Annotated in this window: 24 protein-coding genes; 20 read left to right on the top strand and 4 right to left on the bottom strand. The window is 67.9% G+C overall.

Features of this window, described 5'->3' with window-relative positions; all coding sequences use genetic code 11:
- Window positions 1-873 (bottom strand): isocitrate lyase/PEP mutase family protein, encoded by an 873-nt coding sequence (locus L3V85_RS35230; RefSeq protein WP_237677178.1) that lies wholly within the window; start codon window positions 871-873, stop codon window positions 1-3.
- Window positions 874-993: 120 nt separating this feature from the next.
- Here L3V85_RS35230 and L3V85_RS35225 point away from each other — a divergent pair, with 120 nt between their 5' ends.
- The 18 genes from L3V85_RS35225 to L3V85_RS35140 all read left to right on the top strand — a co-directional run bounded on the left by L3V85_RS35225 (window position 994) and on the right by L3V85_RS35140 (window position 19,793).
- Complete coding sequence (locus tag L3V85_RS35225; RefSeq protein ID WP_237677177.1) at window positions 994-1,794, top strand: GntR family transcriptional regulator; 801 nt, start codon at window positions 994-996, stop codon at window positions 1,792-1,794.
- A gap of 62 nt (window positions 1,795-1,856) precedes the next feature.
- Window positions 1,857-2,561 (top strand): riboflavin synthase subunit alpha, encoded by a 705-nt coding sequence (locus tag L3V85_RS35220; protein ID WP_237677176.1) that lies wholly within the window; start codon window positions 1,857-1,859, stop codon window positions 2,559-2,561.
- A gap of 132 nt (window positions 2,562-2,693) precedes the next feature.
- Window positions 2,694-3,476: a GntR family transcriptional regulator gene (locus L3V85_RS35215; protein ID WP_237677175.1), complete on the top strand. Its 783-nt coding sequence runs from the start codon at window positions 2,694-2,696 to the stop codon at window positions 3,474-3,476.
- Window positions 3,477-3,493: 17 nt separating this feature from the next.
- Complete coding sequence (locus tag L3V85_RS35210) at window positions 3,494-4,696, top strand: ABC transporter substrate-binding protein (RefSeq protein ID WP_237677174.1); 1,203 nt, start codon at window positions 3,494-3,496, stop codon at window positions 4,694-4,696.
- A 36-nt stretch (window positions 4,697-4,732) separates the two neighbouring features.
- A complete protein-coding gene (locus L3V85_RS35205; RefSeq protein WP_237677173.1) occupies window positions 4,733-5,605 on the top strand; it encodes a branched-chain amino acid ABC transporter permease in 873 nt (290 codons plus the stop codon).
- Complete coding sequence (locus tag L3V85_RS35200; RefSeq protein WP_237677172.1) at window positions 5,602-6,582, top strand: branched-chain amino acid ABC transporter permease; 981 nt, start codon at window positions 5,602-5,604, stop codon at window positions 6,580-6,582. The genes L3V85_RS35205 and L3V85_RS35200 overlap by 4 nt, the downstream gene beginning before the upstream one ends.
- Window positions 6,575-7,336, top strand: coding sequence for an ABC transporter ATP-binding protein (locus L3V85_RS35195; RefSeq protein WP_237677171.1), 762 nt, complete (start codon window positions 6,575-6,577; stop codon window positions 7,334-7,336). Before L3V85_RS35200 ends, L3V85_RS35195 begins: the two co-directional genes overlap by 8 nt.
- Window positions 7,333-8,043 carry an ABC transporter ATP-binding protein gene (locus L3V85_RS35190; RefSeq protein ID WP_237677170.1) on the top strand — a complete coding sequence of 237 codons (711 nt, stop codon included), beginning with the start codon at window positions 7,333-7,335 and terminating at the stop codon, window positions 8,041-8,043. Before L3V85_RS35195 ends, L3V85_RS35190 begins: the two co-directional genes overlap by 4 nt.
- A gap of 30 nt (window positions 8,044-8,073) precedes the next feature.
- On the top strand, window positions 8,074-9,039 hold the full coding sequence (locus L3V85_RS35185) for a tripartite tricarboxylate transporter substrate binding protein (RefSeq protein ID WP_237677169.1): 966 nt from the start codon (window positions 8,074-8,076) through the stop codon (window positions 9,037-9,039).
- Window positions 9,036-10,310: a 3-isopropylmalate dehydratase large subunit gene (locus tag L3V85_RS35180; RefSeq protein WP_237677168.1), complete on the top strand. Its 1,275-nt coding sequence runs from the start codon at window positions 9,036-9,038 to the stop codon at window positions 10,308-10,310. Before L3V85_RS35185 ends, L3V85_RS35180 begins: the two co-directional genes overlap by 4 nt.
- Window positions 10,307-10,834 carry a 3-isopropylmalate dehydratase gene (locus L3V85_RS35175; protein WP_237677167.1) on the top strand — a complete coding sequence of 176 codons (528 nt, stop codon included), beginning with the start codon at window positions 10,307-10,309 and terminating at the stop codon, window positions 10,832-10,834. Before L3V85_RS35180 ends, L3V85_RS35175 begins: the two co-directional genes overlap by 4 nt.
- Window positions 10,824-12,167 carry an MmgE/PrpD family protein gene (locus L3V85_RS35170; RefSeq protein WP_237677166.1) on the top strand — a complete coding sequence of 448 codons (1,344 nt, stop codon included), beginning with the start codon at window positions 10,824-10,826 and terminating at the stop codon, window positions 12,165-12,167. Before L3V85_RS35175 ends, L3V85_RS35170 begins: the two co-directional genes overlap by 11 nt.
- A 31-nt stretch (window positions 12,168-12,198) precedes the next feature.
- On the top strand, window positions 12,199-13,167 hold the full coding sequence (locus tag L3V85_RS35165; RefSeq protein ID WP_237677165.1) for a Bug family tripartite tricarboxylate transporter substrate binding protein: 969 nt from the start codon (window positions 12,199-12,201) through the stop codon (window positions 13,165-13,167).
- Between the two features lie 3 nt (window positions 13,168-13,170).
- The gene (locus L3V85_RS35160) at window positions 13,171-14,853 is read left to right on the top strand and encodes a hydantoinase B/oxoprolinase family protein (protein WP_237677164.1); all 1,683 of its coding nucleotides are present in this window, start codon (window positions 13,171-13,173) and stop codon (window positions 14,851-14,853) included.
- Entirely contained in the window at window positions 14,850-16,907 is a 2,058-nt protein-coding gene (locus L3V85_RS35155) for a hydantoinase/oxoprolinase family protein (RefSeq protein WP_237677163.1), read from the top strand. The genes L3V85_RS35160 and L3V85_RS35155 overlap by 4 nt, the downstream gene beginning before the upstream one ends.
- Complete coding sequence (locus L3V85_RS35150) at window positions 16,904-17,518, top strand: cysteine hydrolase family protein (protein WP_237677162.1); 615 nt, start codon at window positions 16,904-16,906, stop codon at window positions 17,516-17,518. Before L3V85_RS35155 ends, L3V85_RS35150 begins: the two co-directional genes overlap by 4 nt.
- Window positions 17,515-18,930, top strand: a complete 1,416-nt coding sequence (locus tag L3V85_RS35145; protein WP_237677161.1) for an FAD-dependent oxidoreductase — start codon at window positions 17,515-17,517, stop codon at window positions 18,928-18,930. The genes L3V85_RS35150 and L3V85_RS35145 overlap by 4 nt, the downstream gene beginning before the upstream one ends.
- Window positions 18,927-19,793, top strand: a complete 867-nt coding sequence (locus tag L3V85_RS35140) for an isocitrate lyase/PEP mutase family protein (RefSeq protein WP_237677160.1) — start codon at window positions 18,927-18,929, stop codon at window positions 19,791-19,793. Before L3V85_RS35145 ends, L3V85_RS35140 begins: the two co-directional genes overlap by 4 nt.
- Here the strand turns inward: L3V85_RS35140 and L3V85_RS35135 are convergent.
- Window positions 19,735-20,775, bottom strand: a complete 1,041-nt coding sequence (locus tag L3V85_RS35135) for a DMT family transporter (RefSeq protein WP_237677159.1) — start codon at window positions 20,773-20,775, stop codon at window positions 19,735-19,737. The two genes, L3V85_RS35140 and L3V85_RS35135, sit on opposite strands and share 59 nt — an antisense overlap.
- A 68-nt stretch (window positions 20,776-20,843) precedes the next feature.
- Here L3V85_RS35135 and L3V85_RS35130 point away from each other — a divergent pair, with 68 nt between their 5' ends.
- Together L3V85_RS35130 and L3V85_RS35125 are read left to right on the top strand one after the other, a co-directional pair.
- A complete protein-coding gene (locus L3V85_RS35130) occupies window positions 20,844-22,331 on the top strand; it encodes a PLP-dependent aminotransferase family protein (RefSeq protein WP_237677158.1) in 1,488 nt (495 codons plus the stop codon).
- 540 nt (window positions 22,332-22,871) lie between these two features.
- A complete protein-coding gene (locus tag L3V85_RS35125; RefSeq protein WP_237677157.1) occupies window positions 22,872-24,626 on the top strand; it encodes a YadA family autotransporter adhesin in 1,755 nt (584 codons plus the stop codon).
- 23 nt (window positions 24,627-24,649) lie between these two features.
- On the opposite strand, the gene L3V85_RS35120 is transcribed toward L3V85_RS35125, so the two are convergent.
- Both L3V85_RS35120 and L3V85_RS35115 read right to left on the bottom strand, forming a co-directional pair.
- Window positions 24,650-25,816, bottom strand: coding sequence for a YbfB/YjiJ family MFS transporter (locus L3V85_RS35120; RefSeq protein ID WP_237677156.1), 1,167 nt, complete (start codon window positions 25,814-25,816; stop codon window positions 24,650-24,652).
- Window positions 25,813-26,688 carry a LysR family transcriptional regulator gene (locus L3V85_RS35115; protein WP_237677155.1) on the bottom strand — a complete coding sequence of 292 codons (876 nt, stop codon included), beginning with the start codon at window positions 26,686-26,688 and terminating at the stop codon, window positions 25,813-25,815. Before L3V85_RS35115 ends, L3V85_RS35120 begins: the two co-directional genes overlap by 4 nt.
- Window positions 26,689-26,753: the final 65 nt, after the last annotated feature.

The following is a 26,753-nucleotide window of genomic DNA, read 5'->3' as shown; positions in this document are numbered from 1 at the left end:
TCAGCGGCTTTCCATCGTGGCGCCTGCGTTGAAACGCGTGCGCAGGGCATCCCACTCGTCGGCGCCGAAGCGGCGGAAGGTCTGGGCCACGGTGGCATTCACCGTCGGGGCCTTGGAGGTCGCCTTGAGTTCGGCCAGCGCCGCATCGCCGGCCTCGATGGCGGCCTTGAGCATCAGTCCCGGCAGGATCGCCAGCCTGTAGCCCATGGCTTCGGCCTCGCGCAGGTCGAACACCGGCGTGCGCCCGCCCGGCACCACGTTGAGCAGGCAGGGGCCGTGCACGCGCTTCGGCACGGCGGCCACTTCCTCGATCGTTTGCGTGGCCTCGACAAAAGCCATGTCGGCGCCTGCCTGCAATGCGGCGTTGGCGCGTTCGATGGCCTCGTCCAGGCCCAGCATGGCACGCGCGTCGGTGCGCGCGATGACGATGAACGCCTTGGTGCGTCGCGCTTCCACCGCTGCGCGGATCTTCGAGACGAACTCCTCGCGCGACACCACTTCCTTGCCGTCGAGATGGCCGCAGCGCTTGGGCGCGACCTGGTCCTCGATGTGGATGGCCGCCACGCCGCGCGCCTCGTACTCGCGCACGGTGCGTGTCACGTTCAGCTCGTTGCCGTAGCCCGTGTCGGCGTCGGCGATGAGCGGAATGGCGACCGAGCGCGCCATCACCGCCGCGTTGTCGACCATCTCGCTCATGGTGAGCAGGCCGAAGTCAGGGAAGCCGCGTGCGGCCGAGGTGCCGGCGCCCGTCATGTAGGCCGCGGCGAAACCGGCCTGCTCGATCAGGCGCGCGCCGATGGCGTCGTACGCGCCCGGGGCGATCACCATGCCGGGTGCGCCAAGCAGGTCGCGCAATGAGGTGGGGGTGCTCATCTGATTTCCGTTCCTGTGTTCCGTTGTCGATGGATTGATATGGTGTTTATAACCATATTACAACATAACAACAAGTCAACGAGGATATCCTCGAAGCTCGAAGAACTGTTTTCCTGGCCCATGAACACCTCCTCCAAGCACTCCGTCCCGCCGCCTGCGCTGGCCAAGGGGACGCCGTTGCATCGGCAGCTTTTCCTGACGCTGCGCGACCAGATCTCGCGCGGCATGTTTGCGCCGGGGACTCCATTGCCCAAGGAGGAGGCGCTGTGCGAAAGCTTCGGCGTTTCGCGCATCACGGTCAGGCGTGCGCTGGCCGATCTGGTCGCGCTGGGGCTGCTGGAGAAACGCCACGGGCTCGGCACGTTCGTGCGGATGGATCTGCCATTGGCGCGGCCCATCCCGTCGCTGGGTCTGGTCGACGGCCTGCGCAAGACGGCACTCGCAACCCACGCTGAAGTGCTGGAGGTCGCGCATGCGGTGCCTCCGCCCGATGTCGCGACGCTGCTGCAGCTCGACCCCGGTGCCCTGGCGGTTCACGCGCTGCGCCTGCGCAGCAAGGGCGATGTGCCGGTCATGCTCACCGACGCCTGGGTTCCGCTGCGCCTGGGCCGCCGGGTCTCTGCCGCGGCGCTGCGCAAGCAGGCCCTCTATGAGATCCTGATGGGGCAGGGCGTCAAGTTCGGGCGCGCCGTACAGGAGCTGACGGCGATCGCCGCGGACGCGCAGCAGTCGCGCCTGCTGCGAACCGAACTGGGCGGGCCGCTGCTCAAGCTGGTGCGGGTGATCCACGACACGGACCTGGCGCCGGTGCAGCATCTGACTGCCTACATGTCGCCGGCGCACAGCCGCATCCTGATGGACATTCCCGGCGAGACGGTCAACACCCTGACGGCGGGGCAGATAGTGTTCGACGAGTCCTGACCTGCGCCGCCGCGGAAAGGGTGAGCTAGCATTCGGCCCACTTCATTCAGCTTCCCCGGAACATGTTCACAGGTATCGTCCAAGGCGTGGCGCGCATCGTCGCCATCGAGGATCGTCAGGGTCTGCGCAGCTTCACGATCGATTTTCCCGCTGGCTTCTGCGCTGACCTGGCAACAGGCGCCAGCGTATCGGTCGATGGCGTCTGCCTGACGGTGACGCAGCTTCTGTCGCCCACATCGGTGACGTTCGACGTCATCCTGCAGAGCCTCAATGTCACGACCCTGGGCAACTATGCGGTCGGCGATTCCGTCAACGTGGAGCGCGCCGCGAAGGATGGCGCTGAAATCGGTGGCCATCCGCTGTCGGGCCACATCGATTTCTCGGCCGAGATCATGACGGTCCAGACCTCCGACACGAACCGCGTGCTGCGGATCGGCATCCCCGAGGGTTTTCGCAAGTATGTCTTCGCGAAGGGCTACATCGCCATCAACGGCGCCAGCCTGACAGTCTCCGAGGCGAGCCGCGCCGAGGGCTGGTTTGAGGTCTGGTTGATTCCCGAAACCCGCCGCATGACGGTCTTCGAGAACAAGCGCGCGGGCGATCGCCTGAACATCGAGATCGAGCGCGGCACGCAAGTGGTCGTCGACACGGTCAGGGAAGCCGTCAGCGAAAGCCTGGGCAAGCTGCAGCCGCTTCTGGAGGCGCTGCTGCGCGAGAAGGGGCTGACACTTGAGGACTTCGTGCAGCCGCCAGCAAAGCTTCATTGACGGACCACCGGGACCTGATGCAGCTCGGTCCCGGTGAGTGCGCAGAGGGCTGCATGGCAACGTGCCGATGCGTTTCTAAATGTCCCATTGACAGAACATTGAAACTGCAAAACCATCAACGGCATGTCGCAAATGCCTTTGCCGAAATACCACCAGATCTATCTGGTCCTGCGTGAGCAGTTGCACGAGGGGCGTTTCGCGGAAGGGCTGCCCGGTGAACTGGCGCTGATGGCGCAATTCAACGTGGCGCGCGTCACGGTGCGGCGCGCGCTGGAGCAACTGGCCTCCGAAGGCCTGATCGCGCGCAATCCGGGGCGTCGCACGCGCGCGCTGCCACCCCCCGGCGCGGGGGAAGGTCCCGCAGGCAAGAGCATGGAGCGTGCCAATCTGCGCGGCCTGCTCGAGAACCTGGTGACCATGGGCCTGCACACCTCCGTGAAGGTGATCGAGGTGGCCACCATCACCGCATCCACGCAGGTGGCCGAGGCGCTGCAGCTGCAGCTCGGCGACCCGGTGCAGAAGGCGGTGCGGGTGCGCTCCACCAAGGAAGGGCCGCTCTCGCACATCACGACCTACGTGCCCGACTCCATCGCGCGCCGTTTCGGCCGCCGCGAGCTGTCGAAGAAGCCCATCCTCGTGTTGCTGGAGGAATCCGGCGTCAAGGTGGGGCGTGCGCACCAGACCATCTCGGCGCGGCTGGCGGACAACGTGCTGGCGCAGCACCTGGATGTGTCCGTCGGCTCCGCGCTGCTCGCGGTGCGCCGCCTGATCTACGACGAAGACGAGCGGCCCGTGCAATGGCTGCACGGCCTCTATCGCCCCGACCGCTACACCTACGAAATGCAGCTCTCCCGCGTGGGCAGCATCGACGCGAAGGTGTGGGTCAGCAAAGACGTGTCAGCCCAGTTCAACTGAAGAAGAAGGAAAGCCCCATGCAGAACCGCCGCAGTTTCGTCTCGCAGTCCGCCGCCCTGGCCACTGCCGTCGCCTTTCCGCTCGTGGCCGGCGCGCAGCCCAAGACCGTCAAGGTCGGCGTGCTGCATCCGGTCACCGGCGCGCTGGCCTACTCGGGGCAGCAGTGCCGCCTGGGTGCGCTGATGGCCATCGAGGACATCAATGCCGCGGGCGGCATCAAGTCGCTCGGCGGCGCGAAGCTCGAGGCGCTGTTGGGCGACGCTCAATCGCAGCCGCAGGCCGGCGCGGCCGAGGTCGAGAAGATGAACGAAGCCGGTGTCTCGGCCATCGTGGGTGCTTTTGCGTCGGCCATCTGCCTGGCCACCACGCAGGCGGCCGCCAAGTACAACCTGCCGCACGTGGTCGACGTGGGCGTGGCCGACCAGATCGTCGAGCGTGGATTGAAAAACACCTTCCGTTTCGGCCCAGGCTACAAGAAGTCGACCGAGGTGGCCATGGCCAACCTGCTGGTGCTCAACAAGGCCGCGGGCAGTCCGGCCAAGACCGTGATGGTCATCCACGAGGAGTCGCTGTTCGGCGCGGGTACCGCACAACTCCTGTCGCGTGAACTCCCGGGCTACGGCTTCGAGGTGAAGGAGGTGGTCAAGCACGCCAACCCCACGCGCGACTTCAACAACATCGTGCTGCGCATGAAGTCGGTCAACCCCGACATCGTGATTCCCGCCAACTACTACAACGAATACGCGCTGCTGGTGCGCACCATGCAGCAGCAGAAGGTGGTGCCCAAGGCGATCTTCTCGGTGCTGGGCGGCGCCGCGTCGAGCTACAAGTTCGTGAAGGAATTCCCGGACGCGGCCAACGGCATCATCGACTGCAACCACTGGTTCAATCCGAAGGACAAGCGCTCGCAGGAGCTGCGCAAGCGCGTGGAAGCCAAGGGCCAGTTCTTCAGCTACGAGGTCTTCATGACCTACACCTCGATGTGGCTGCTGGCCGATGCCATCGAGCGCGCGAAGTCGACGGAGCGCGCGGCCATCATCGATGCGCTGGAGAAGAGCACGTTCTCGAATCACATCATGCCCTACGGCCCCACCAGGTTCGTCAACGGCCAGAACGAAGGTGCGCAACCGCTGATGACGCAGGTGGTGAAGAACGACATCAAGGTGATCATCCCGCGCGACTACCGAGAGGTCGATCCCGTCTTCCCGCTCAAGGCCTGACATGGGCTCCCGCGCAGCCAAGACCGATCCAGCCGCATGCTAGACATCAACATCCTCCTGCCGTCGGTCCTCAACGGACTGACGACAGGCGCCGTGTACGCATTGATAGCGGTCGGCCTGACCCTGATCTACGGCGTCCTGCACATCATCAATTTCGCTCACGGCGCGAGCCTGATGCTGGCCCTGTACGCCGTTTACTTCCTGAAGGAACGCTGGGGCATCGACCCCTATATGGCACTGCCCATTGCCATCGTGGGCATGTTCGCGCTCGGCTATGCACTGCAACGCATCGTCATCAACAGGGCGGGCCACGGCAAGGACGAGAACATCCTGCTCGCCACGCTGGGCATTGCCATCGTCATGGAAAACCTCGCGCTGCTGCTCTTCAAGTCGGACACCCGCAGCATCGACACCGCCTACTCTCTGAGCACCGTCGCCATCGGCCCGGCCATGATCGCCGTGCCCAAGCTGGTGGCTTTTGCGGGCGCACTGGTCGTGTCCGGCGTGCTCTTCTGGATCATGGGTCGCACCGACCTGGGCCGCGCCATCCGTGCCGTGGCCAAGGAAAAGGAGGGCGCCAAGCTCATGGGCATTGATGTCGATCACGTCTACGCCATGAGCTTCGGCATCGGCCTGGCCTGCCTGGGCGCCGCCGCGTGCTTCCTTCTGCCCGCCTACTACGTCAATCCCCAGGTGGGCGGCGGCTTCGTGCTCGTGGCCTTCACCATCGTCGTACTCGGCGGCATGGGCAGCTTCGTCGGTGCGCTCATCGGCGGCTTCCTCGTGGGTGTCGTCGAATCGCTGGGCGGCCTGTATCTTGGTGAATCGCTCGGGCAGATCGGCATCTTCGCCATCTTCATCGGCGTGGTCCTGTTCCGCCCGCAAGGCATGTTCGGAGCCAAGGCATGAGCGCGGGCCACAAGCAACTCGCCGGCATCGCGCTTTTTGCGGTGCTCATCGGCTGCGTGCCGTTCGCCACTTCGTCGGGCGTCGTGCTCAACTTCGTGATGATGGCGCTCTACGCCACGCTCATCGCGCAGGCGTGGAACATCCTCGGCGGCTTCGGCGGGCAGTTCTCCTTCGGGCATGCGCTGTTCTTCGGCACGGGCGCCTACATCCAGGCCATTGCGCAATTGCAAGGCGGCATCAACGCCTGGCTGGCACTGCCGCTCGCAGTGGCGGGCGCTTCGGTGGTGGGCCTGTTCGTCGGCGCGCTCACCTTTCGCTACGGCCTGAAGGGCTCGTACTTCGCGCTCGTCACGCTGGCCTTTGCCGAGGTGTTTCGCATCGTCGCGCTGTCGGTGGACTTCACGGGTGGCGGTGTCGGGCTGATGGTGCCGCTTCGCGAATCGGTGTCCAACCTTCAGTTCACCACGCGCGCGGGCTACCTCCGGGTGGTGCTGGCCATGGTCGTGGCGGCGTTGCTCGTCACCTGGTGGCTGCGCAATGGCCGCTTCGGCGCCTACTTGCAGGCGGTGCGCGACAACGAAGACGCGGCGCGCGCCGTCGGCGTGAACCCGTTTCGCATCAAGCTCGCGGCGATCGGCATTTCTGCCGCCTTCATGGGCGCGGCCGGCGCTTTCTATGTGCAGGTGTTCCAGTACATCGATGCCGGCATCGCCTATGGCTCCCTCACTTCGGTCGAGGCGCTGGTCGCGGCCATCGTGGGCGGCATGGGCACGCTGTGGGGGCCGGTGCTCGGCGCCGCGGTGCTGCACCTGTTGTCGGACCTCACGCGTAACCTGTTCGGCGAGTTGCCTGGCATCAACATGGTGATCTACGGCTCGGTGCTCGTGCTGATCGTGATCTTCCTGCCGCGCGGCATCGCCGGCCTGGGGCTGTCGGTGCGGCAGCTCTGGAATGCGAAGGGAGGCCGCCATGACTGAGCCCTTGCTCGTCCTCAGCGGCGTCTCGCGTTCCTTCGGCGGGCTGAAGGCGGTGCAGAACGTGAGCCTGTCGGTCCATGAGGGCAGCCTCAGCGCGCTCATCGGCCCGAACGGCGCCGGCAAGACCACGCTGTTCGCGCTGATGTCGGGCTTCCTGAGGCCTGACGCCGGCACGGTGCGCTTCGCGGGGCAGGACATCACCGGCCAGGAGCCCCACCGCAACGCCGCGCTTGGCATGACGCGCACCTTCCAGATCGTCAAACCCTTCGCGGCCCAGACGGTGCGCGAGAACATCGCCGTGGGCGCGCATCTGCATGTGCGAAACCGCGGCGAGGCGCTGAAGACCGCCGAAGCCGTTGCGCAGCGCGTGGGCCTTGCGCCGCAACTGGACAAGCCCGCCTCGGACCTCACCGTGGCGGGCCGCAAGCGGCTCGAGCTGGCTCGCGCGCTGGCCACCCGGCCGCGCCTGCTGCTGCTCGACGAAGTGCTGGCCGGCCTCAATCCGCAGGAGATCGCCGAAATGATGCCGGTGGTGCGCGGCATTGCCGACAGCGGCGTGACCGTTTTGATGATCGAACACGTGATGCAGGCCGTGATGCATCTGGCCGAGCATGTGTGGGTGCTGGCCCAGGGCCAGCTCATTGCCCAGGGCAATCCGGCGCAGGTCACCTCCGACGACCGCGTCGTCGAGGCGTATCTGGGTCATGGCACAGCGGCGCGGCTGCGCAAGGCCGCCTCGGGAGTCGCGGCATGAGCGCGTTGCTGGACATCCAGGGCCTGCGCGGCGGCTATGGCCGCGTGGAGGTGCTGCGCGGCGTCGACCTGCGGGTCGACGCCGGCGAGATGGTCGCGCTGCTCGGCAGCAACGGCGCAGGCAAGTCGACACTCAACAAGATGGTCTGCGGACTGTGCCCGGCCTGGAGCGGCACCGTGCGCTTCGACGGCAAGGACCTGAGCGGCGCGCACTACCGCGATGTGGTGAAGGCCGGGCTCATCCAGGTGCCCGAGGGCCGCAAGATCTTCCCCAACCTGAGCGTGCTCGAGAACCTGGAGCTCGGCTCCTTCACTCGCGCCCGAGAGCGCCGCGCGGCCAATGTCGAGAAGATGTTCCATATCTTCCCGCGGCTGCGCGAACGCGTGGGGCAACACGCGGGCACCATGAGCGGCGGCGAGCAGCAGATGCTGGCGATTGCACGCGGGCTCATGGCCGAGCCGGTGCTGCTGATCCTCGACGAACCCTCGCTCGGCCTCTCCCCTCTGCTGGTCGAGGAGATGTTCTCGCTGATCCGCGAGCTGCGCGACGGCGGTCTTGCGGTGCTGCTGGTCGAGCAGAACGTGGGCCAGTCGCTCGAGATTGCCGACCGCGCCTATGTGCTGGAGAACGGCAGCGTGCGCTTCTCGGGCAAGCCCGATGCGCTGCTGGGCAGCGACGAACTTCGGCGCGCCTACCTGGGGCTTTGAGCGGGCTTTCGAAAAATCAAGGAAACAATGATGAAACGCCGTGACATCCTCATCACGCCCGCCGCACTGGCATCGTTGACGCTGGCCACCCATGCGCGCGCGCAGATCGGCAGCGCTCCCGTGCGCATCCTGGTCGGCGCGCCCGCGGGTGGCTCGACCGACACGCTGGCCCGCTCGCTGGCCGTCAGCATGGGCCCCGCGCTGGGCCGCACCGTCATCGTGGAAAACAGGCCCGGTGCCGGCGGCAACATCGCGGCCGACGCCGTGGCCAAGGCCGCGCCCGACGGGCAGACCCTGCTGCTGAGCTTCACCAGCCACGCCATCAACGCCACCCTCTACCCGAAGCTGCCCTTCGATCCGGTGAAGGACTTCACTGCGCTTACCTGCGTCGCGACCTCGCCGTCCATCCTGGTGGCCAGTCCTTCGTTGCCGATGAAGGACGTGCGCGAACTCATCGCGCTCGCCAAGGCGAAGCCGGGCCAGCTCAACTTCGCGATCGGCGCCGTGGGTTCGTCGCTGCACATGGCCGGCGAAGCCTTCAAGATGCAGGCCGGCGTGGACATCGTGAACATCCCGTACAAGGGCACCGCACCCGCCGTGCAGGATCTGCTCGCGGGCCAGGTGCAACTGATGTTCGCGGCGGTGGGCAACGTCAAGGCGCACATCCAGGCGGGCAAGCTCAACGCGCTGGGTGTCACCACCGCCAGGCGCCTGCCCGCGTTTCCCGACGTGCCGGCCATCGCCGAAGCCCTGCCGGGCTACGAGTCGAGCGCGTGGTTCGGCCTCTTCGGCCCCGCGCGCATGCCGGCTGACGTATCCCGCAGGCTCAGCGAAGCGGCGCGCCACGCGCTGCAGCAGCCCGACATGCGCCAGCGCCTGGACACCGAAGGCGCGATTCCGGTCGGCAATTCGCCGGAGCAGTTTTCGGCCTTCGTGCAGAGCGAGATCACGCGCTGGGCCAAGGTCGTGAAGTTTTCCGGAGCCAAGCCGGAATGAACGCGCGCACGCAAGACCGCACGCTGGCGCAGAAGCTCATTGCACGCGCCAGCGGCCGCGACCATGTGGCGGTGGGCGAGATCGTGACCTGCGACGTCGACCTCGCCATGTTCCACGACTCTTCGGGTCCGCGCCGGCTGAAGCCCATGCTCGAGGAACTGGGCGCGCAGATCTGGGACCGCTCGCGCATCGTGCTCGTGATGGACCACTACGTGCCCGAGCGCGACGACGACTCGCGCCGCATCGTGCGCATCGCGCGCGACTGGGCGCGCGACCAGCAGCTGCCGCACGTCTACGACAGCCAGGGCATCTGCCACGTCGTGGTGCCGCAGCACGGCCACATCCGTCCCGGCATGCTGTGCGTGGGCGGCGATTCGCACTCGCCCACGGGCGGCGCGTTCGGCGCGTACATGTTCGGCGTGGGCAGCACCGAGATGCTCGGCGTGCTGGTCACCGGCCAGATCTGGCTGCGCGTGCCGGAGACCCTGCAGATGTGGTGGGACGGCAAGCTGTCCGCGGGCGTGACCGCGAAAGACATGATGCTGCACATGATCGGCCGTTTCGGCATGAACGGCGGGCGCTACCAGGCGGTCGAGTTCGCGGGTCCGGCCGTCATGGCGCTGTCGATGCAGGAACGCATGACGCTGTCCAACATGAGCGCCGAACTCGGCGCGCAGGCGGGACTGATCGCGCCCGACGCCACCACTGCCGCGTTCCTCGCGCAGGCCGGCGCGCCGCCTGTCGACATGACGCCGTGGTTCACCGACGAGGGCGCCGATCTCACGCGCCACCGTTTCGACGCCAGTGCGCTGGAGCCGCACATTGCCGCGCCTCACAGCCCGGCCAATTCGCACGGCGTGAGCCGCTACGCGGACACACCGGTCGACGTGGCCTACATCGGCGCCTGCACCGGCGCCAAGCTCGACGACCTGCGCGCCGCGGCACAGGTGCTGCGCGGGCACAAGGTGGCGGCGGGCATTCGCCTGATCGTCGCGCCCGCCAGCATCCAGGACCAGGAGCAGGCGCGCGAAGAAGGCGTGCTTCAGGTGCTGATGGACGCCGGCGCCGAACTGTTTCCGACCGCCTGCGGCGCCTGCTCGGGTTATGGCGATCCGATGGGCGACGACGTGACCGTCATCTCCACCACGGCGCGCAACTTCAAGGGCCGCATGGGCTCGCCGACCGCGCAGGTGTACCTGGGCTCGCCCTACACCGTGGCGGCTGCCGCGCTGCGCGGCCGCGTGACCGATCCGCGGGAGGTGCTGGCATGAACATGCTCACGACCACCGGCCGACCCGTGCATCGCGTCTGGCGCGTGGGCGCCGACATCGACACCGACGCGCTCGCGCCCGGTCATGCGATGAAGCACGGCGTCGACGTCATCGCGAAGCACTGTCTCGAAGCCATCCGCCCCGAGTTCGCCGCGCAGGTGCGCCCTGGCGACGTGATCGTGGCGGGGCCCAACTTCGGCATCGGCTCCTCGCGCGAGCAGGCCGCCGCCGTGCTCGTGCAGCTGGGCGTGGCCGCGGTGATCGCGCCCTCGTACAGCGGCCTGTATTTCCGCAACGCCTTCAACGTGGGGCTGCTGCTGCTGACTTGCGCCGAAGCCGAGACGCTCGAGGAGGGCGAAAGCATCACACTCGACACCCGGACGCCCGCCTTGCATACCGCCGGCGCACGCGCGCTCGCCTGCGAACCCGTGCCGGACTTCCTGATGGAAATGGTCGATGCGGGCGGCCTGCTGCGGTTGCTGCGCCAGCGCATGGCCGCAAGGAAAGAAGTCGATGCGCACTGACGAAGACCCCCAACGCGCGGTGCTGCGGGAAACAGTCGCGCTGCACGCGGCGCAACCCGCCACTCCAGAAGCGGCGCTGCAGGCCCGGCGCCTGCTGGTCGACACGCTCGGCTGTGCGCTCGCGGGTCGGCATGCGGATGAAGTCCGGCGCCTCGAAGCCGCGCTCGCAGCCTGCGAACCCGGCGATTTTTCTTTCCCCGGTGGCCCGGCGATGGGCGTGCAGGCCGCCGCTCAGGTGCTGGCCATGGCCGCGACCTGGGACGAAGCCTGCGAAGGCCACGCACTTGCGCATGGCCGCCCCGGCGTGCCTTTGGTGGCGGCATTGCTGCCGCTCGCATTGCGCCGTGGTGCCGGTCTGGGTGAATTCATCGAGGCCTTCGTGCTCGGCTACGAGGTCGGTGCGCGCTGCGGCGCCTGGCTGCGCATCCGGCCCGGCATGCATGTCGATGCCAACTGGCCCGCTCTGGGCGTTGCCGCTGGGGTGGCGCGACTGCTTGGCCTGGCGCCGGAAGGCATCGTGCAGGCCATCGACATCGCGGCCTGCCAGCTCGCCACGAGCCTTTACCTGCCGGTGCAGCAAGGCCGCACCGCGCGCAACACCTACCTGGGCCACAGCGCGTCGTCGGGGTTGCAGGCGGCCTTTGCGAGCGCGGCGGGCATCGACGCGCCGGCCGGCGCGCTGGCTCACTATGCGCTCACGCACTCGGCTGCTTCCGCCCAGCCGCTGCCCGACGCGCAAACACTGTTGCTGCGAGACGCCTACCTCAAGCCCTTTGCGGCCGTGCGCCACGTGCACTACGGTGCGACCGCTGCGCGCCGGATCCGTGAGCAGCTGGGGCGCGAGACGCGCGGCATTCACCGCATCGCGCTCAAGGTGTACGACGAGGCCATCGTCTATTGCGGCAACCGCGCGCCGCACACGCCGATCCAGGCGCAGTTCAGCCTCTCGTTCGGTATCGCGGCCATGCTGCGCTTCGGCGACGTCGATCCCTCGGTCTATGCCGCGCCGCGTTTCGACGACCCCGAGCTGCGGAGGCTCGAGGCGCTGGTCGTGCTGGAAACAGATGCGGACCTGACGGCGCGCAAGCAGCGCGGTGCGACGCTCTCGGTGGCGCATGCCGGCGGCGGGTTCGAGGAAAGCGTCGGCACCATCGCCGGCGATGCGGCCTATCCGCTCGACCGCGCGGCGCTCACCGCCAAATTCGCGCACTACGCAACGCTTGACGCTGCGCACGGCGTCGTGGGCCCGAAGGCCGCGCACTTTTGCGACAGCGTGCTCGACGCGCCGGCCGGAACCCCCCTCGGTGCACTGTGGCAGCAGCTCGCCGGCTGACGAATCACTTCACTCCAACTTCCACCCCATCATGAAACTTCTGCGCTGCCTCGTGAGCACACTGCTCGTGTGCCTGCCGCTGGCCGCCGCCGCCCAGGCGAGCGACTTTCCGAGCAAGGCGATCCGCATCGTCGTGCCGTTCCCGCCGGGCGGCGCGACCGATGCGGCCGCGCGCCTTGTCGCGGTGAAGATGAGCGAGCACTGGGGCCAGCCCGTGCTGGTCGACAACCGCGCGGGCGCGGGCGGCAACGTGGGCTCCGACCTCGTCGCCAAGTCGCCGGCCGATGGGTACACGCTGGTGATGGGCGTGACAGGCTCGCACGCCATCAATGCGTCGCTCTACAGCAAGATGCCCTACGACCCGGTGACCGACTTCGTCGCCATCAGCCAGGTCGCCGTGGTCCCCAATGTGCTGGTGGTGCATCCGTCGGTGCCCGTCAAGAACCTGGCCGAGCTGGTGGCCCTCGCGAAGAAGGAGCCCGGCAAGCTGAATTACGCGTCGCTCGGCAACGGCACCGCGGCGCATCTGGGCATGGAAATGCTCAAGTCCGACGCCGGCGTCGATATCACGCACGTGCCCTACAAGGGCAGCGCGCCGGCGGTGTCCGACCTGCTGGCCGGCCAGGTGCAGATGATGGTCGACGGGTTGCCCTCGGCCCTGCCGCACATCAAGGCGGGCAAGCTGCGCGCCATTGCACTGACCAGCCTGCGGCGTGCACCGTCGCTGCCGGACCTTCCGACCATCTCGGAAACCTACCCAGGCTTCTATGCGGATGCGTGGTCGGGCCTGTTCGCGCCCAGGGGCACGCCGCAGCCGGTGGTCGACAAGCTCTCCGCCGAGGTGCAGCGCATCCTGAAGCTGCCCGACGTGCGGGAAAAGCTCGTGGCCCTCGGCGCGGAGCCAGTCGGCTCGACGCAAGCGGAATTCGCCGCCCACGTCAAACGCGAGATCGAAAAATGGGCCAAGGTCGTCAAGACCAGCGGCGCAAAGGTGGACTGAACAATGACCGACACACTCGACCCCGTCACGCTCGCCGTGCTGCGCGGCCGCCTGGAGCAGGTGGCCGACGAAATGGACGCCACGCTCTACCGCAGCGCGTTCAACCCCATCATTGCCGAGGCGCACGACGCCTGCCACGGCCTCTACGACGCCTTCACCGGCGACACCCTGGTGCAGGGCAAGTCGGGCCTTCCGGTGTTCGTGGGTGCCATGGCCTTTGCGGTGCGCGCCACGGCCAGGGCGGCCGAACCGCGCGGCGGCATGAAGGACGGTGACATCTGGATCAGCAACGATGCCTACGACGGCGGCACGCACGCCAACGACTTCAAGCTCGTGAAGCCCTTCTTCCGCAACGGCAGGCTGTACTGCTACATGGCCTCCGCCGCGCACTGGCACGACGTGGGCGGTGCGGTACCGGGAAACTACAACCCCGCTGCCACCGAGTGCTGGCAGGAAGCGGTACAGATCCCGCCGGTGCGCATCGTGCGCCATGGCGAACTCGACGCCGACGTGCTGGCCATCCTGCAGGCCAACACGCGCCTGCCCGACAGCCTCTGGGGCGACCTGAACGGCCAGCTCGCCGCGCTGGAACTCGGCGCCAGGCGGCTGAACGGCCTGCTCGACGAGTACGGCGACGACCTGGTGTTGAACGCGCTGGGAGAACTGCGCAGCCGCGCGCTGCGCCTGATGCGCTCGCACATCGCCTCGCTGCCCGACGGGCGCTACAGCTTCGAAGACGTGCTGGACAACGACGGCATCGTCAACGAGCCGCTGACCATCGCACTCGACATGACCGTGGCGGGCGACCGGCTCACGCTGGACTTCTCGCGCACGTCGCCGCAATGCGCGGGGCCTGTGAACATCTCCCATGCCACGGCGGTGGCGGCCTGCTATGTCGCGCTCAAGCACCTCTTTCCCGATGTGCCCGCGAACGCAGGCGTGCTCGACGCGGTGGACTTCGTGATTCCGGAACGCCTGGTGATCAGCGCGGAGCGTCCGCGCCCCGTCGGCGGCTACACCGAGACCATTCTGCGCATGATCGACGTGATCTTCAGCGCCGCCGCGCAGGCCGACCCCACGCGGGCCGTGGCGCAGGCCTACGGCACCATCAATGCGCTGTCGATTGCGGGCCACCGCAGCGACAAGGGCCGCGAGGGCCAGCGCTGGGTGATGTTCAGCTTCTTCGGCGGCGGTCATGGCGGCCATTCGGGCGGCGACGGCCTCGCGCACGGCAATGCGCCGATCTCCACGGCGACCATTCCGCCGCTTGAGATTCTCGAGGCCGCGTACCCTGTGCGGTTCACCGAATGGTCGCTGCGCGCCGACTCTGGCGGCGACGGCCGGCACCGTGGCGGCCTCGGGGCCGTCTATGAAATCGAGCTGCTCGAAAAGGATGCCGAAGTGTTCGTCTTCGGCGAACGCGGCACTTCGCCGCCCAAGGGCATCGCAGGTGGCGGCAGCGGCGCGGTCAACGTGTTCCGCTACGAGAACGCCGGCGAATGGCACACGCCGCCCATGGTCTCGAAGATGCGCGGCATCACGCTGGCGCGCGGCGAACGCGTGCGCCTTGAAACCCCCGGCGGCGGCGGCTGGGGCAGCGCCGCCGAGCGGCCCGTGCCGCAGCGCGAGGCCGACGTGGCCATGGGCTATGTGACCGGCAGCAACAACAAGAAGGCGTCCCAATGACTTCCCCTGGCAAATCCCTGGTCGTCGGCGTCGATGTCGGCGGCACTTTCACCGACCTCTTCGTGCTCGACGAAGCGAACGGTACCGCGCGCATCGTCAAGGTGCCTTCCACGCGTGGCGAGGAAGCGCGCGGCTTCATGAACGGCGTGGCGCGCGTGGCCGATTCGGCAGCGGCCATCGCCACCATCGTGCACGGCACCACGGTCGGTACCAATGCGTTGCTGGAGCGCAAGGTGGCGCGCACCGGCATCATCACCACGCGCGGCTTTCGCGACGTGCTCGAGATGCGCCGCCGCGACCGGCCGCAGACCTGGGGCCTGCGCGGCAGCTTCCTGCCGGTGGTGCCGCGCGACCTGCGCCGCGAGGTGGACGAGCGCGTGCTGGCCGACGGCACGCTGCACACGGCGGTCGACCTCGAGCAGGTGCGCGCCGAGGCGCGTTCGCTGCTCGAAGCGGGTTGCGAGGCGGTGTGCGTGTTCTTCATCAACACCTACGCCAACCCCGAGAACGAGCGCCTGGCCGTGGCGGCGGTGCGCGCGCTGTGGCCCAACCCGCACGTGACCTCGGCCAGCGAGGTGCTGCCCGAGATCCGTGAGTTCGAGCGCTGCTCGACAGCCACGCTCAACGCGGCGCTGCAGCCAGTGGTGGGCAACTATCTCGGCCGCCTGGAGAATGATCTGCGTGCGCAGGGCTTCGCCGGCGAGCTGCTGGTGGTGCAGAGCAACGGCGGCGTGATGTCGCGCCAGACCGCGAGCGACCTGCCGGTGCGTACCGCGCTGTCGGGTCCGGCGGCGGGCGTGATCGCCTGCGCGGCCATTGCGCGCGCAGCCGGTTTTCCGAATGCGATCACGGGCGACATGGGCGGCACCTCGTTCGACGTGTCGCTGGTGGCCAACGGCGAAGCCGCGCTGGCCGCGCAGACCGCCATCGAGTTCGGCATGGTGATTCGATCGCCGATGATCCAGATCGAGACCATCGGTGCCGGCGGTGGCTCGATTGCCTCCGTCGACGCGAGCGGCATGCTCCAGGTCGGTCCGGAGTCGGCGGGCAGTGTGCCCGGCCCCGCCTGCTACGGCCGCGGCAACATGCGGCCGACGGTGACCGATGCGAACGTGCTGCTGGGGCGCATTGCCGCGGATCGTCCGCTGGGCGGCGGCTTGCTCGCGGCGCTGGATGCGGAAAAGTCGCGCCAGGCGATCGACGTGCATGTTGCGCGTCCGCTCGGCCTCGACGTGCACGCGGCCGCCGAGGCGATCCTGACGGTCGCCAATGCGCGCATGGCTGGCGCCATCCGGCTCGTGTCCATCGAGCGCGGCCACGACCCGCGCCGCTTTGCCTACATGCCCTTCGGCGGCGGGGGCGCGTTGCATGTGTGCGCCATGATGCGCGAGGTCGGGGTGACCACGGGCATCGTGCCGCGCTACCCGGGCGTGACCTCGGCGCTGGGATGCGTGATTGCCGACATGCGCCACGACGCGGTGCAGACCATCAACAAGCCGCTGGCCGACCTCGACGTGGCCGACCTGCAGCGCCGCATCGACGAGCTGGCCGCCCGTTGCCAGCAACGGCTCGATTCGTCGGGTGTGCGCTTCGACGAGGTGCGCGAGGTGGTGGCGCTGGACATGCTCTACGCGGGACAGACGCACACACTGCCGGTGACGCTGCCCGCCGATGCGAAACAGACGCCGCTGACCATCGCCGCGATTCGGGCCGCTTTCGAGACCGCCTACACCGCCGCTTTCGGCCGTGTGCTCGATGGCATCGCGATCCGCGTGATGAACCTGCGCTATGCGCGCATCGGCGTGCGGCCCAAGTTCGACCTGGCCGTGCTGGCGCCCGAGGGCGAGGGCAGCACCGCGCCGCTGGGCACGCAGCGCGTGTTTCATCAAGGCCGGTGGCACGACGCGGTGCGCTACGCACGGCTCGAGCTGCCGGTGGCCGCACGCATCGACGGCCCGGCGATCCTCGAGCAGGCCGACACCACCGTGTGGCTTGAACCGGGCTTCCATGCCGAGGTCGATGCGCACGGCAACCTGCTGGTGAGGCCGTCATGAGCGAAGGACAGTCCATCGTCGCGGCCAGAACTGCGCTGGTCGTCATCGATCTGCAGAACGACTTTCTGGACGCCAGGGGCGCCTACGCCCGCGGCGGCGATACCAATCCGCCCGCCTTGCTGTTGCCCGAGCGCGTGGCCGCCGTGGCGCGCGCGCTCAAGGCAGCCGGCGGGCTGGTCGTCGCGAGCCAGTTCACGCTGTGGCCCGACGCCGCTGGTGAGCCGATGGTGTCGCCGCACCTGAAGGCGCTGCGCCCGTACCTGAAGAAGGGGGACTTTGCGCCCGGCAGCTGGGGCCAGGCGAACGTGGACGCGCTCGCGGGCTTGATCGACGTCACAGTCAGCAAGGTGGCGTACTCGGCCTTCTTCAATACCCAGCTCGACTGGGTGCTGCGCCGTGCGGGTATCGACACGGTGGCGGTGTGCGGCATCGTCACCAACGGCGGCGTGGCCAGCACCGTGCGCGATGCCCACATGCGCGACTACCGCACGCTGGTGCTGGCGGACGGCTGCGCGGCCTTCGGCGAGGAGCGCCATCAGACCTCGCTGGCCGACATGCGCAACGTGGCCGAAGTCACGGGGTGCCAGGCCTTCGCCGACTTGCTGGCATGACGACGGCGCCTGTGCGAACCGTTCGCCGCGCGGCGTCACTCGAGGCTGACGCGCATGTGTCCGTGGCCATCGTCGGGGGCGGTGCCTGCGGGCTCACGGCCGCACTGATGCTGGGCGACGCGGGCGTCGATTGCGTGGTGCTCGAACGCGATGCGCTGCCGGGCGGATCGACGGCGTTGTCCTCGGGCTTCATTCCCGCGCCCGGCACGCGCACGCAACGTGCGCACGGTGTGACCGACGACAGCCCGGCGCGATTCGCCGCCGACATCCAGGCCAAGGCGCACGGCCGGGCGGCGCCCGTGCTGGTCGAGGCCTATGCCGACGCCATCGGTCCCGCGCTCGATGCGCTGCAGGCGCGCCACGGCCTCGAGTGGACGCTGCTGGATGGCTTCCTCTACCCCGGCCACAGCGTGCATCGGATGCACGCGCTGCCCCAGAAGACCGGCGCCGCGCTGATGGCGGCGCTGCAGGCGGCCGTCGAGGCTGCGGGCATACCGGTACTGACGCAGGCCGTGGTCGATGCGCTGGTGCTCGATGCCGACGACCGCGTGATCGGCATCGACTACCTGCGCCCGGATGGCCGGCACGAGTCGCTCGGTTGCGACGCGCTGCTGCTGGCCTGCAACGGCTTCGGGGGCAATGCGCCGATGGTGCGCGCGCTGCTGCCCGAGATGGCCGAGGCCACGTTCGGCGGCCATGCGGGCAACGACGGCAGCGCCATCCTCTGGGGGCAGGCGTTGGGCGCACGGCTGCGCGACCTGGGCGGCTACCAGGGGCACGGCTCGTGGGTCACGCCGCAGGGCGCGCTGATGTCATGGGCCGTGATGATGGAAGGCGGCGTGCAGATCAACCGCGACGGCCGGCGCTTCCACGACGAGACGCAGGGCTACTCCGAGGCCGCGGTGCATGTGCTGGCGCAGCCCGGCGGCGTTGCGTGGAACGTATTCGACACGCCGCTGCTCGCATTGGCGCGAGGCTTTCCGGATTTCCGCGATGCCGAAGCGGCCGGCGCGTTGCGCCGCTGCGAATCGGTGCGCGAACTGGCTGCTTGCATCGGCTGCGACGCAGCCGTGCTGCAAGGCACGCTGGACGCGCTGCGAGACGGCGCGCCCACAACCGACGGCCGCGTCTTCGCGCGCGGTCTCGATGCGCCGTACTTCGCCGTCAAGGTGACCGGCGCGCTCTTTCACACCCAGGGCGGCCTGGACATCGCGCCCGACATGCGCGTGCTGCGCCAGGACGGCTCCCCCTTCGTCAACCTGCTGGCCGCGGGCGGCGCCGCCGGTGGCGTGTCCGGCGACGCGGTGTGGGGCTATCTCTCAGGCAACGGGCTGCTGAGTGCCGTGGCCGGTGGCTTCATCGCGGCACGCACTGCCGCCGCGTTCATTCAATCCCAGGAGGCGTCCGCATGACGACCGACAACTTCAAGAACCGTCTGGCCAGGCCCGATGTGGTGCTGGCCCCCGGCGTGTATGACGCCCTGAGTGCGCTGGTGGCCGAGCAGGCCGGCTTCGAGGCTCTGTACCTTTCGGGCGCGTCCATCGCCTACACGCGGCTGGGCCGCTCCGACATCGGCCTGACCACCTTCACCGAGGTGGCCGACACGCTCGCGCGCATCACCGAGCGCGTGCGCTTGCCGGTGATCGTCGATGCCGACACCGGCTTCGGCAATGCGCTGAACACGCAGCGCACCGTGCGCGGCTTCGAGCGCGCGGGCGCGGCCATGATCCAGATCGAGGACCAGACTTTTCCCAAGCGCTGCGGACACCTCGACGGCAAGGCGGTGGTGCCCGAGCGCGAGATGGTCGGAAAACTCAAGGCCGCGCTCGACGCGCGCGCGTCGAGCGACACGCTGATCCTCGCCCGCACCGACGCCGTGGCGGTCGAAGGGCTGGACGCGGCACTGGACCGGGCCGAGGCGTACCTCGCATGCGGCGTGGACGCGCTTTTCATCGAGGCGCTGCGCTCGCCGGAGCAGATGGACGCGGCCTGCAGCCGCTTCGCGCACCGCGTGCCGCTGCTGGCCAACATGGTCGAAGGCGGCAAGACGCCGATTCAGAATGCGGACGCATTGCAGAAGCACGGTTTTCGCATTGCCATCTTCCCTGGCGGCACCGCGCGCGCGGTGGTTCACACACTGCAGGGCTACTACGCAAGTCTGCACCGTCACCGCACCACGCAGCCCTGGCGGCCGCAGATGCTGGACTTCGATGCACTCAACGAAGTGATCGGCACGCCGGAGTTGATGCGCATCGGTAAAAGCTACGGCGATTGACGCAGGCGCGCCTGCCTCTGCGTGATTTTCGTTCGCGTCTCGAGGCGCCCCCGCGCACCGTGCCCAGCACGACACCGCCGAGAATGAGCGCCAGCGCCGCCAGCAAGGCCGCGCTGAGCGGCTCCTGCAACGCCACCGATGAAGAAGCGATGCCGACGACGGGCACGCCCAGCAGCCCGATGGAGGTCGTCGCCGCTGGCAGCATGCGGTTGACCGTGGTCATGGCCCACGATGCCAGCGCGATGCCCAGCAGTCCGCCATACAGCAGCTGCGAAACCAGGATCGGGCTCCATGCGATGCGCGGAACACCTTCGATGGCCACGGCCATCGGCAGCAGCAGACCGCTGGCGAGCAGCGCATGCCAGAACACCAGCTCGAAGGGCGGCGTGACCCATCTGTGGGCACGCCCATAGAGGATGCTGCCCGCCCAGCAGAACGCAGCCAGCAGCACCGCTGCATTGCCGGTCACCGCGCGCCTGTCATGCCAGTCAAAGCTCAGGGGATTGAAGATGAGGGCCAGCCCCGCCAAGCCCACGCCGGCGCCCAGCAAACGCCGGCGCGTGGGTACCTCTCCCAGCAGCAGCCAGGCGCCCGGCACCACCCACAGCGGCGTGGTGTAGGCCAGCACCACCGAGCGGCCGGCCGACACATGCGTCAAGCCCAGGCTGCACAGAACGGAGAACGCCGTCATGTGCAGCACGCCCACGCTCAGGATGACCGGAAGGTCTCCACGTTTCGGCAGCACCAGTCGGCGGGTCAGCAGGCACAGCAGGAACACGGCCAGCGCTCCCACGGCTGTTCTCAGCGCGACGGTCCAGATTGGCGGCAGGTAGGCGAGCGTGGCCTTTCCCATCGGCCAGTTGATGCCCCAGACAAGCGCCACGGCGCCGAGCAGCCAGGGTGCGGCGCGCGAAGGCCTTGCGCCGGACTCGGGCGCAAGGGCCGCAATGGGCTGTCTGGAAGGCGTGGCGGATGGCGTCATGCAGGAGACCATAAGCACCCCGTGGCATCATGCATAGACCCACCAAAGCCAGGATGGATGGAGCCACCATGGATTACAGCGCCCTGCTCGCCGCCCACGCGCGCGAAGATCCGAACGGCCCCGCAACCCGGCAGCACCGGCTGTATGCCGGCCTCCGGTGGGCGATCCTCGGCGGGCAAATCGCCGAGGGAACGCGGCTTCCGTCCACGCGGGCCCTGGCCGAGGAACTCGGCATGGCCCGCAACTCGGTGCTCTACGCCTACGAGCATCTGGGCACGGAAGGATTTCTGAGGAGCTCGCGCCACGGCACCGTGGTGGCTCAACTCGATCTGGAGCGCGGCAGGGGCGCCATCGCGCTCGACGCCGCGCGTGCCTGCACTCCCACGCTGTCACGCCGGGCGTTGGCCCTGCAGACGGAGCAGGACGACGCCAACCGTTCGCTCCCCCTGTGGCCGGGCATGCCCGCGCTCGACGCGTTTCCGTTGGCCGCCTGGCGGCGCTGCATGGAACGGGCCTGGCGCCACGCCGGCGCGCGACAACTGGGCTATGCGCCGGTGCAAGGCCATCTGCCCTTGCGGCAAGCGATCGCGCAGTATCTGCGTGTGTCGCGTGGCGTGCGGTGCACCGCGGAGCAGGTCTTCATCTCCGACGGCTCGCAGGGGGGCTTGGAACTGTGTGCCCGCACCTTGGCCGATGTGGGCGATACAGCGTGGATCGAGAACCCGGGCTACCCGGGCGCTCGCGCCGCATTCCAGGCGGCCGACCTCCGGCTGGTCCCTATCGGCGTCGATGACGAAGGCCTGGCGCCAAGTGCCGAGGACTGGCGCGCCACCCCTCCGCGGCTGATCTACATCACGCCTTCGCATCAGTATCCGCTGGGCGCCATGATGAGCCTCGAACGGCGGCTGGCGCTGATTCGACAGGCACGCGAGGCCGGCGCCTGGCTGATCGAGGACGACTACGACAGCGAATTCCGCAGCGAAGGCCTTCCGCTGTCCGCGGTGCAAGGGCTGGACGCGCACGCGCCGGTGGTCTACGTCGGCACTTTCAGCAAGACGCTGTTTCCGGCGCTGCGCCTGGGCTTCATGGTCGTGCCTGCCGCGGTGGCACCGGCATTGCTTGGCGCGATCAGCGCCGCCGGCATGCGCGGCCGGCTCGCGGAGCAGGTCGCGCTGGCGGATTTCATCGAGAGCGGGCAGTTCACGCTGCACCTGCGCCGCATGCGGCAACTCTATGGCCGCCGCCGCGAGGCATTGCAGGAGGCCCTGCAGCGGCATCTTCGTGGCGTCGTGACCGTCTCCGGCGGGGCGGGCGGCATGCATCTGTCGGTGCGGCTGCACACCCCGGTGCCCGACACGGCGGTCAGCCGCGCAGCGCGGGCGCAGGGCCTGGGTCTGCGGCCCTTGAGCCTGTTCTGTCTTCCGGGCGTGGCGAAGGGGGACGGCAACGGTTTCGTGCTCGGCTACGCCGGAATGCCGCCTGAGCATGCGGACGAGCTCGTCCGGCGCATGGGCAGGGTCATCGCGCAGGTTTCCAGGGAAGCCGCGGGAGGCTGACTTCGAGACACGGGTGTCCATCTGAAGCGTGAATTTTTCGATGCAATCGAAGAAAACGTTTTCATAGCGGCACATCGATATTTATTGCACTTGAGTGCAATCAATCATCGGGGGGGAGAGCGGACCCGGACACTCCTTGGAGATGCTTCACCGAAGAAGAAGCACTCCTGTGCGAGATAGAAAAACTCTCATCTCGAGAGTCTCAACGCGCATCAATCTGGCAATTAACAGGCATTAATCAGACCTGACCGGCATTGTTGGACCCCAAAGCGGGTCGATACATTACGCAACCCAAAAGGTCATGAGCTTGCGTGGCGTGGCTCATGAGAGCGCCAATGTCGCTCAATTCAAATCATTGCATGCGCAGAAGACTGCGAATCAGGCGTTGGTCTTTTCGATCTTCATTGCGCGATTTTTTCGAGATTCGTATTTCCAGCAGGCATGCGATTCACGGATCAGGAAAGGAACATTCGAGTTTTCGATATCTAGACGATCAGTTTCAAGTCACACATCAATCAGATAGCTCAGGGAAATAAAAAAATGAAGTTCAAGTTGTCCTATATCGCCGCCGCTGCCACGAGCATGGCGTGCAGTTTCGCGGGCGCGCAGATCACCACGACCTATGGCGTTGGCGCATCGGCCCAGATCAATGGAACGGCCATTGGCACGACGGCCAATGCCGGCGAGCAGGCCGTGGCGGTGGGCGGGAACGCAAACGCCGGCTCTCAGGGCGCAGTGGCGGTCGGTGGTTGCACCAACATCGTCTGCATCGAGAACGGCGTTGTCGTGAATCGTCCGCTTCCCGTCGGCACGGGCTCGACGGCGATCGGCAGCGGCGCAATGACCCCGGGCGATCAGGCGACTGCGCTGGGCGCGAATGCCAGCGCTACCCATGTCAATGCCGTCGCTCTCGGCGCGGGCACCCAGACCACCCGCGACAACGCCGTGGCGGTCGGCGGCCGGCAGATCACGAGCGTGGCTGCAGGCTCGGTTGGGACCGATGCCGTCAACGTCGATCAGTTCAACACCGGCCTTGCCTCCACGTTGAGCGACGCGAATGCGTACACGGACCGGCGGGATGCAGCGACGTTGAACCAGGCCAACAGCTACACCGATGGCAAGACGAGGTATTTCCAGGCCAACAGCAGCGCGGCGGCGTCCATCGCGACGGGCAGGGACACCGTGTCCATCGGCCCTGGCGCCATCGGTTCGGGCAACAACGCCATCGCAGGCGGCAAGGGCGCAATCGCCGGTGCCGACGACACCGTGGGTTTCGGGGCAGCAGCGCAAGCAACCGCCGCGGGCGCGGTGGCGGTCGGGTCGAACGCAAATGCCATCGGCGCTTCATCGGCCGCGCTCGGCAACCGGGCCCGCGCCGTCAACGCCAACGACGTCGCCTTGGGCGCAGGCTCGACCACCGCAACGGCGGTCGGCACACGGGGCGTCATGCTCAACGGCCGGTCGTACACCTTCGCCGGCACCGCACCGACCAGCACGGTCAGCGTCGGCACGGCAGGCAGCGAGCGGACCATCACGAACGTTGCCGCGGGACGTCTGTCGGGCACCAGCACCGATGCCGTCAACGGGAGCCAGCTCAATGCAACGAACACGACCCTGAGCGCGCTTGGCGACAACATGAACGTGCTGGGCACGTCGACGGCCGCGAACCTCGGTGGTGGCGCGGCCTACGACCCGAAGACGGGCCTTGTCTCGGCTCCTGGCTACGTCCTCAACGGCGTGAGCTACAACAGCGCCGGCGGCGCTCTCAATGCCATCGGCAGCGCACTCGCCTCGACGAACCCGGACAACCTCCCGCCGGCTTCCGCCACGGGCCGCAACGCCGTCGCCATCGGCTCGGGCTCGGTGGCCAACCGGGACGACACCATTTCCTTCGGCAAGGCCGGCGCGGAGCGGCAACTCGCGAATGTTGCGCCGGGTACGGCCTCGACGGACGCCACCAATCTCGGGCAGGTCCGATCCATGGTGGACAGAAATTCGCGCGAAGACCGGGCCTACACCGATGCCCGCGTGAACGCGCTCGATGCGCAGACGAGAAAGCAGATGGCCGGCGTGGGGGCCATGGCCATGGCCGCGTCGGCGCTGGTGCCCAATGCGCGCGCGCCGGGTGCCACCAGTGTCAGCGCAGCCATCGGCACTTACGGTGGCGAGAGCGCGATTGCTGCCGGTGTGAATCACTACGTCAGCAGCCAGTTGCTCATCAATGCGCGGCTGTCCGCGACGACGGCGGGCCCGGCAACGGTCGGTGCCGCCGTTGGCATGACATGGGGGTTCTGACGACCAGGTCGTTGCCCCTGTGCCTATAGGGCGAGCGCGACTGCGGCCGCCACGACCAGCGCGCCCGCGGCCACGGCCAGCGAACTCGAAAACGACTGGCTGCGCGCATGCAGTGCATCGGCCACCACCGGGCCGATGATCTGGCCGACGCCATAGACCAGGGTCATTGTCGCCATCAGGTTCTTGCCGGAAGCGCGCGCGGCGCGCTGCGCCGCCGGCATGGCGATGGTGACCGTCCCCATGAAAGTGCCCCCCACAAGCAGCGCGCTCGACAGGTAGGCGGCCGGCGACTGGCTCAGGACGGGCAGGGCGACGCCCACGGCCTGGATCAGCAGATTCGCCTGCAGAGCGGCCTGGGTGCCGATCCTGCCGTGAACCCGGTGCCAGAAGAAGCAGGAGGGCGCGGCACCCAATCCGAACACCGCCCAGACGTGAGCGGCATCCAGGTGCGGCAGCGCGGACTTGACCAGCAGCGGGAGGTAGGTCGCCGTGACGATGTAGCCCAGCCCGGCCAGGCCATAGACCGCGACCAGGGGCCGGGCTGCGACCGAGGCCTGGATCGAGGGCGAGGCCGCCGCAGCACCGGCCGCCTGCAGCGTCTGCGAACCGCTGGCGACCAGGCCCGGGGCCGCGAGCAGGCCAATGGCCAGGGTGATGACACCCAGCGTGAGCCACATGCCACCGCTGAGCATTCCGGCATGGGCGGCCAGCACCAAGACTTCGGCCGAGAGCGCGATGCCGACACCCACGCCGGCGAACAGCAACGGAGCGCCGCGGTGATGACCGCGATGCTCCAGCAGCCACAGTGAGCTTGCGACCATGGACAGGGAACTGAACATCCCCGCCAGGCCGCGCACGGCAACGATCGCCCAGGTTTGCGTGAGGACGGCCAGGATCATCAGGCAGGCGGCGGTTCCGATCACCGACCACAGGCAGATCCGATGCGCGCTCCCTGCGCGAGCTTTCACACAGAGGACGGCCCCGAGCAGATAGCCCGCGTAGTTGGCGGAAGCGGCGTAGCTGCCGCCTCGCAGGCTCAGGATGCCCTCGGCGACCATGTGCGGATACACCGCGGTGAAGGCGAAGCGGCCAAACCCCATGCCCACCGCAAGAATGAGCGCGGCTTCGAGCGCCGCACGGCGCAGGCCGGAGGCGGCGTCTGCATGTGCGTGGATGGCCGATGCGGTCATGGCTTGCCCCCGGCCAATTGAGCGACGAGTTGCTGGAATGCGGGCACGTCGTAGTTCCTGCGCGAGACCAGCAAGGTGTCCGCGTGCCCGGCGTTCAGCGTTCTCAACGCAGCAGGAGCATCTGCGATCGCCAGCACGCTGGCGGGCAGCAGCGTGACGCAGGCGCCTGCGGCCACGCACGCGACCATCGCGTGATAGGACGCCATCTCCTGGACCGTCCATTCGCTCGATCCCGCCGTTCCAAGCAGGTCTTCCGCGAAGTTGCGGTAGGTGCACCCGAGCGGGAACGCGGCCAGCGAACGCGTTCGGACATCCGCCGCTCGGCGCGCCTTGGATTCGCTGGCGGGGAGCAACAGCTTCAGGTCTTCCCGCCACACGGTCGTTGCCACCAGTCCGAGGTCGACCAGGGACTCCGCGCCGCTGAAGGACGGCGGCAAGGCGATGAATGCGCAGTCCAGCCGGCCGGTGCGGACCTGTTCGAGCAGTGGCCTCGAAGGGCCCGTCGTGAGTTCCAGGCGCGTCGTCGGGTACTTCGCGTGATACCCGGCCAGCAGCGATGGCAAGCGGGTGGCGGCCGTGCTCTCCATGCTCCCGATACGCAGCGCCCCACCGCTGAGGCCGCCGCCGACCACATGCCTTGCCTCCTCTTCGAGCGCGAGCATCCGCTGCGCGTAGTCGAGCAGGCGCTCGCCCGCGGCGGACAGCGCCATGCGCTTGCCGGTTCGCACGAACAGTTCGCAGCCGAAGTCGGCTTCCAGCTGCTGGATGCGGGTGGTGACATTGGACGGGGCCCGGCCCAGCCGGGTCGCCGCATGGGTGATGCTGAGCTCGCGAGCCACCGCGCTGAAGATCCTGAGGGATTCGGAGTCCATGATAATTCTCAAAACAGAAATGTTTGTATGATTATATTCTGTGATTGAGAATATTTAACGCAACA

Origin of the sequence: Variovorax paradoxus (assembly GCF_022009635.1) — a bacterium.
In the GTDB taxonomy this organism is placed as follows: Bacteria; Pseudomonadota; Gammaproteobacteria; order Burkholderiales; family Burkholderiaceae_C; genus Variovorax.
This window is presented reverse-complemented; position numbering and strand designations above follow the sequence as displayed.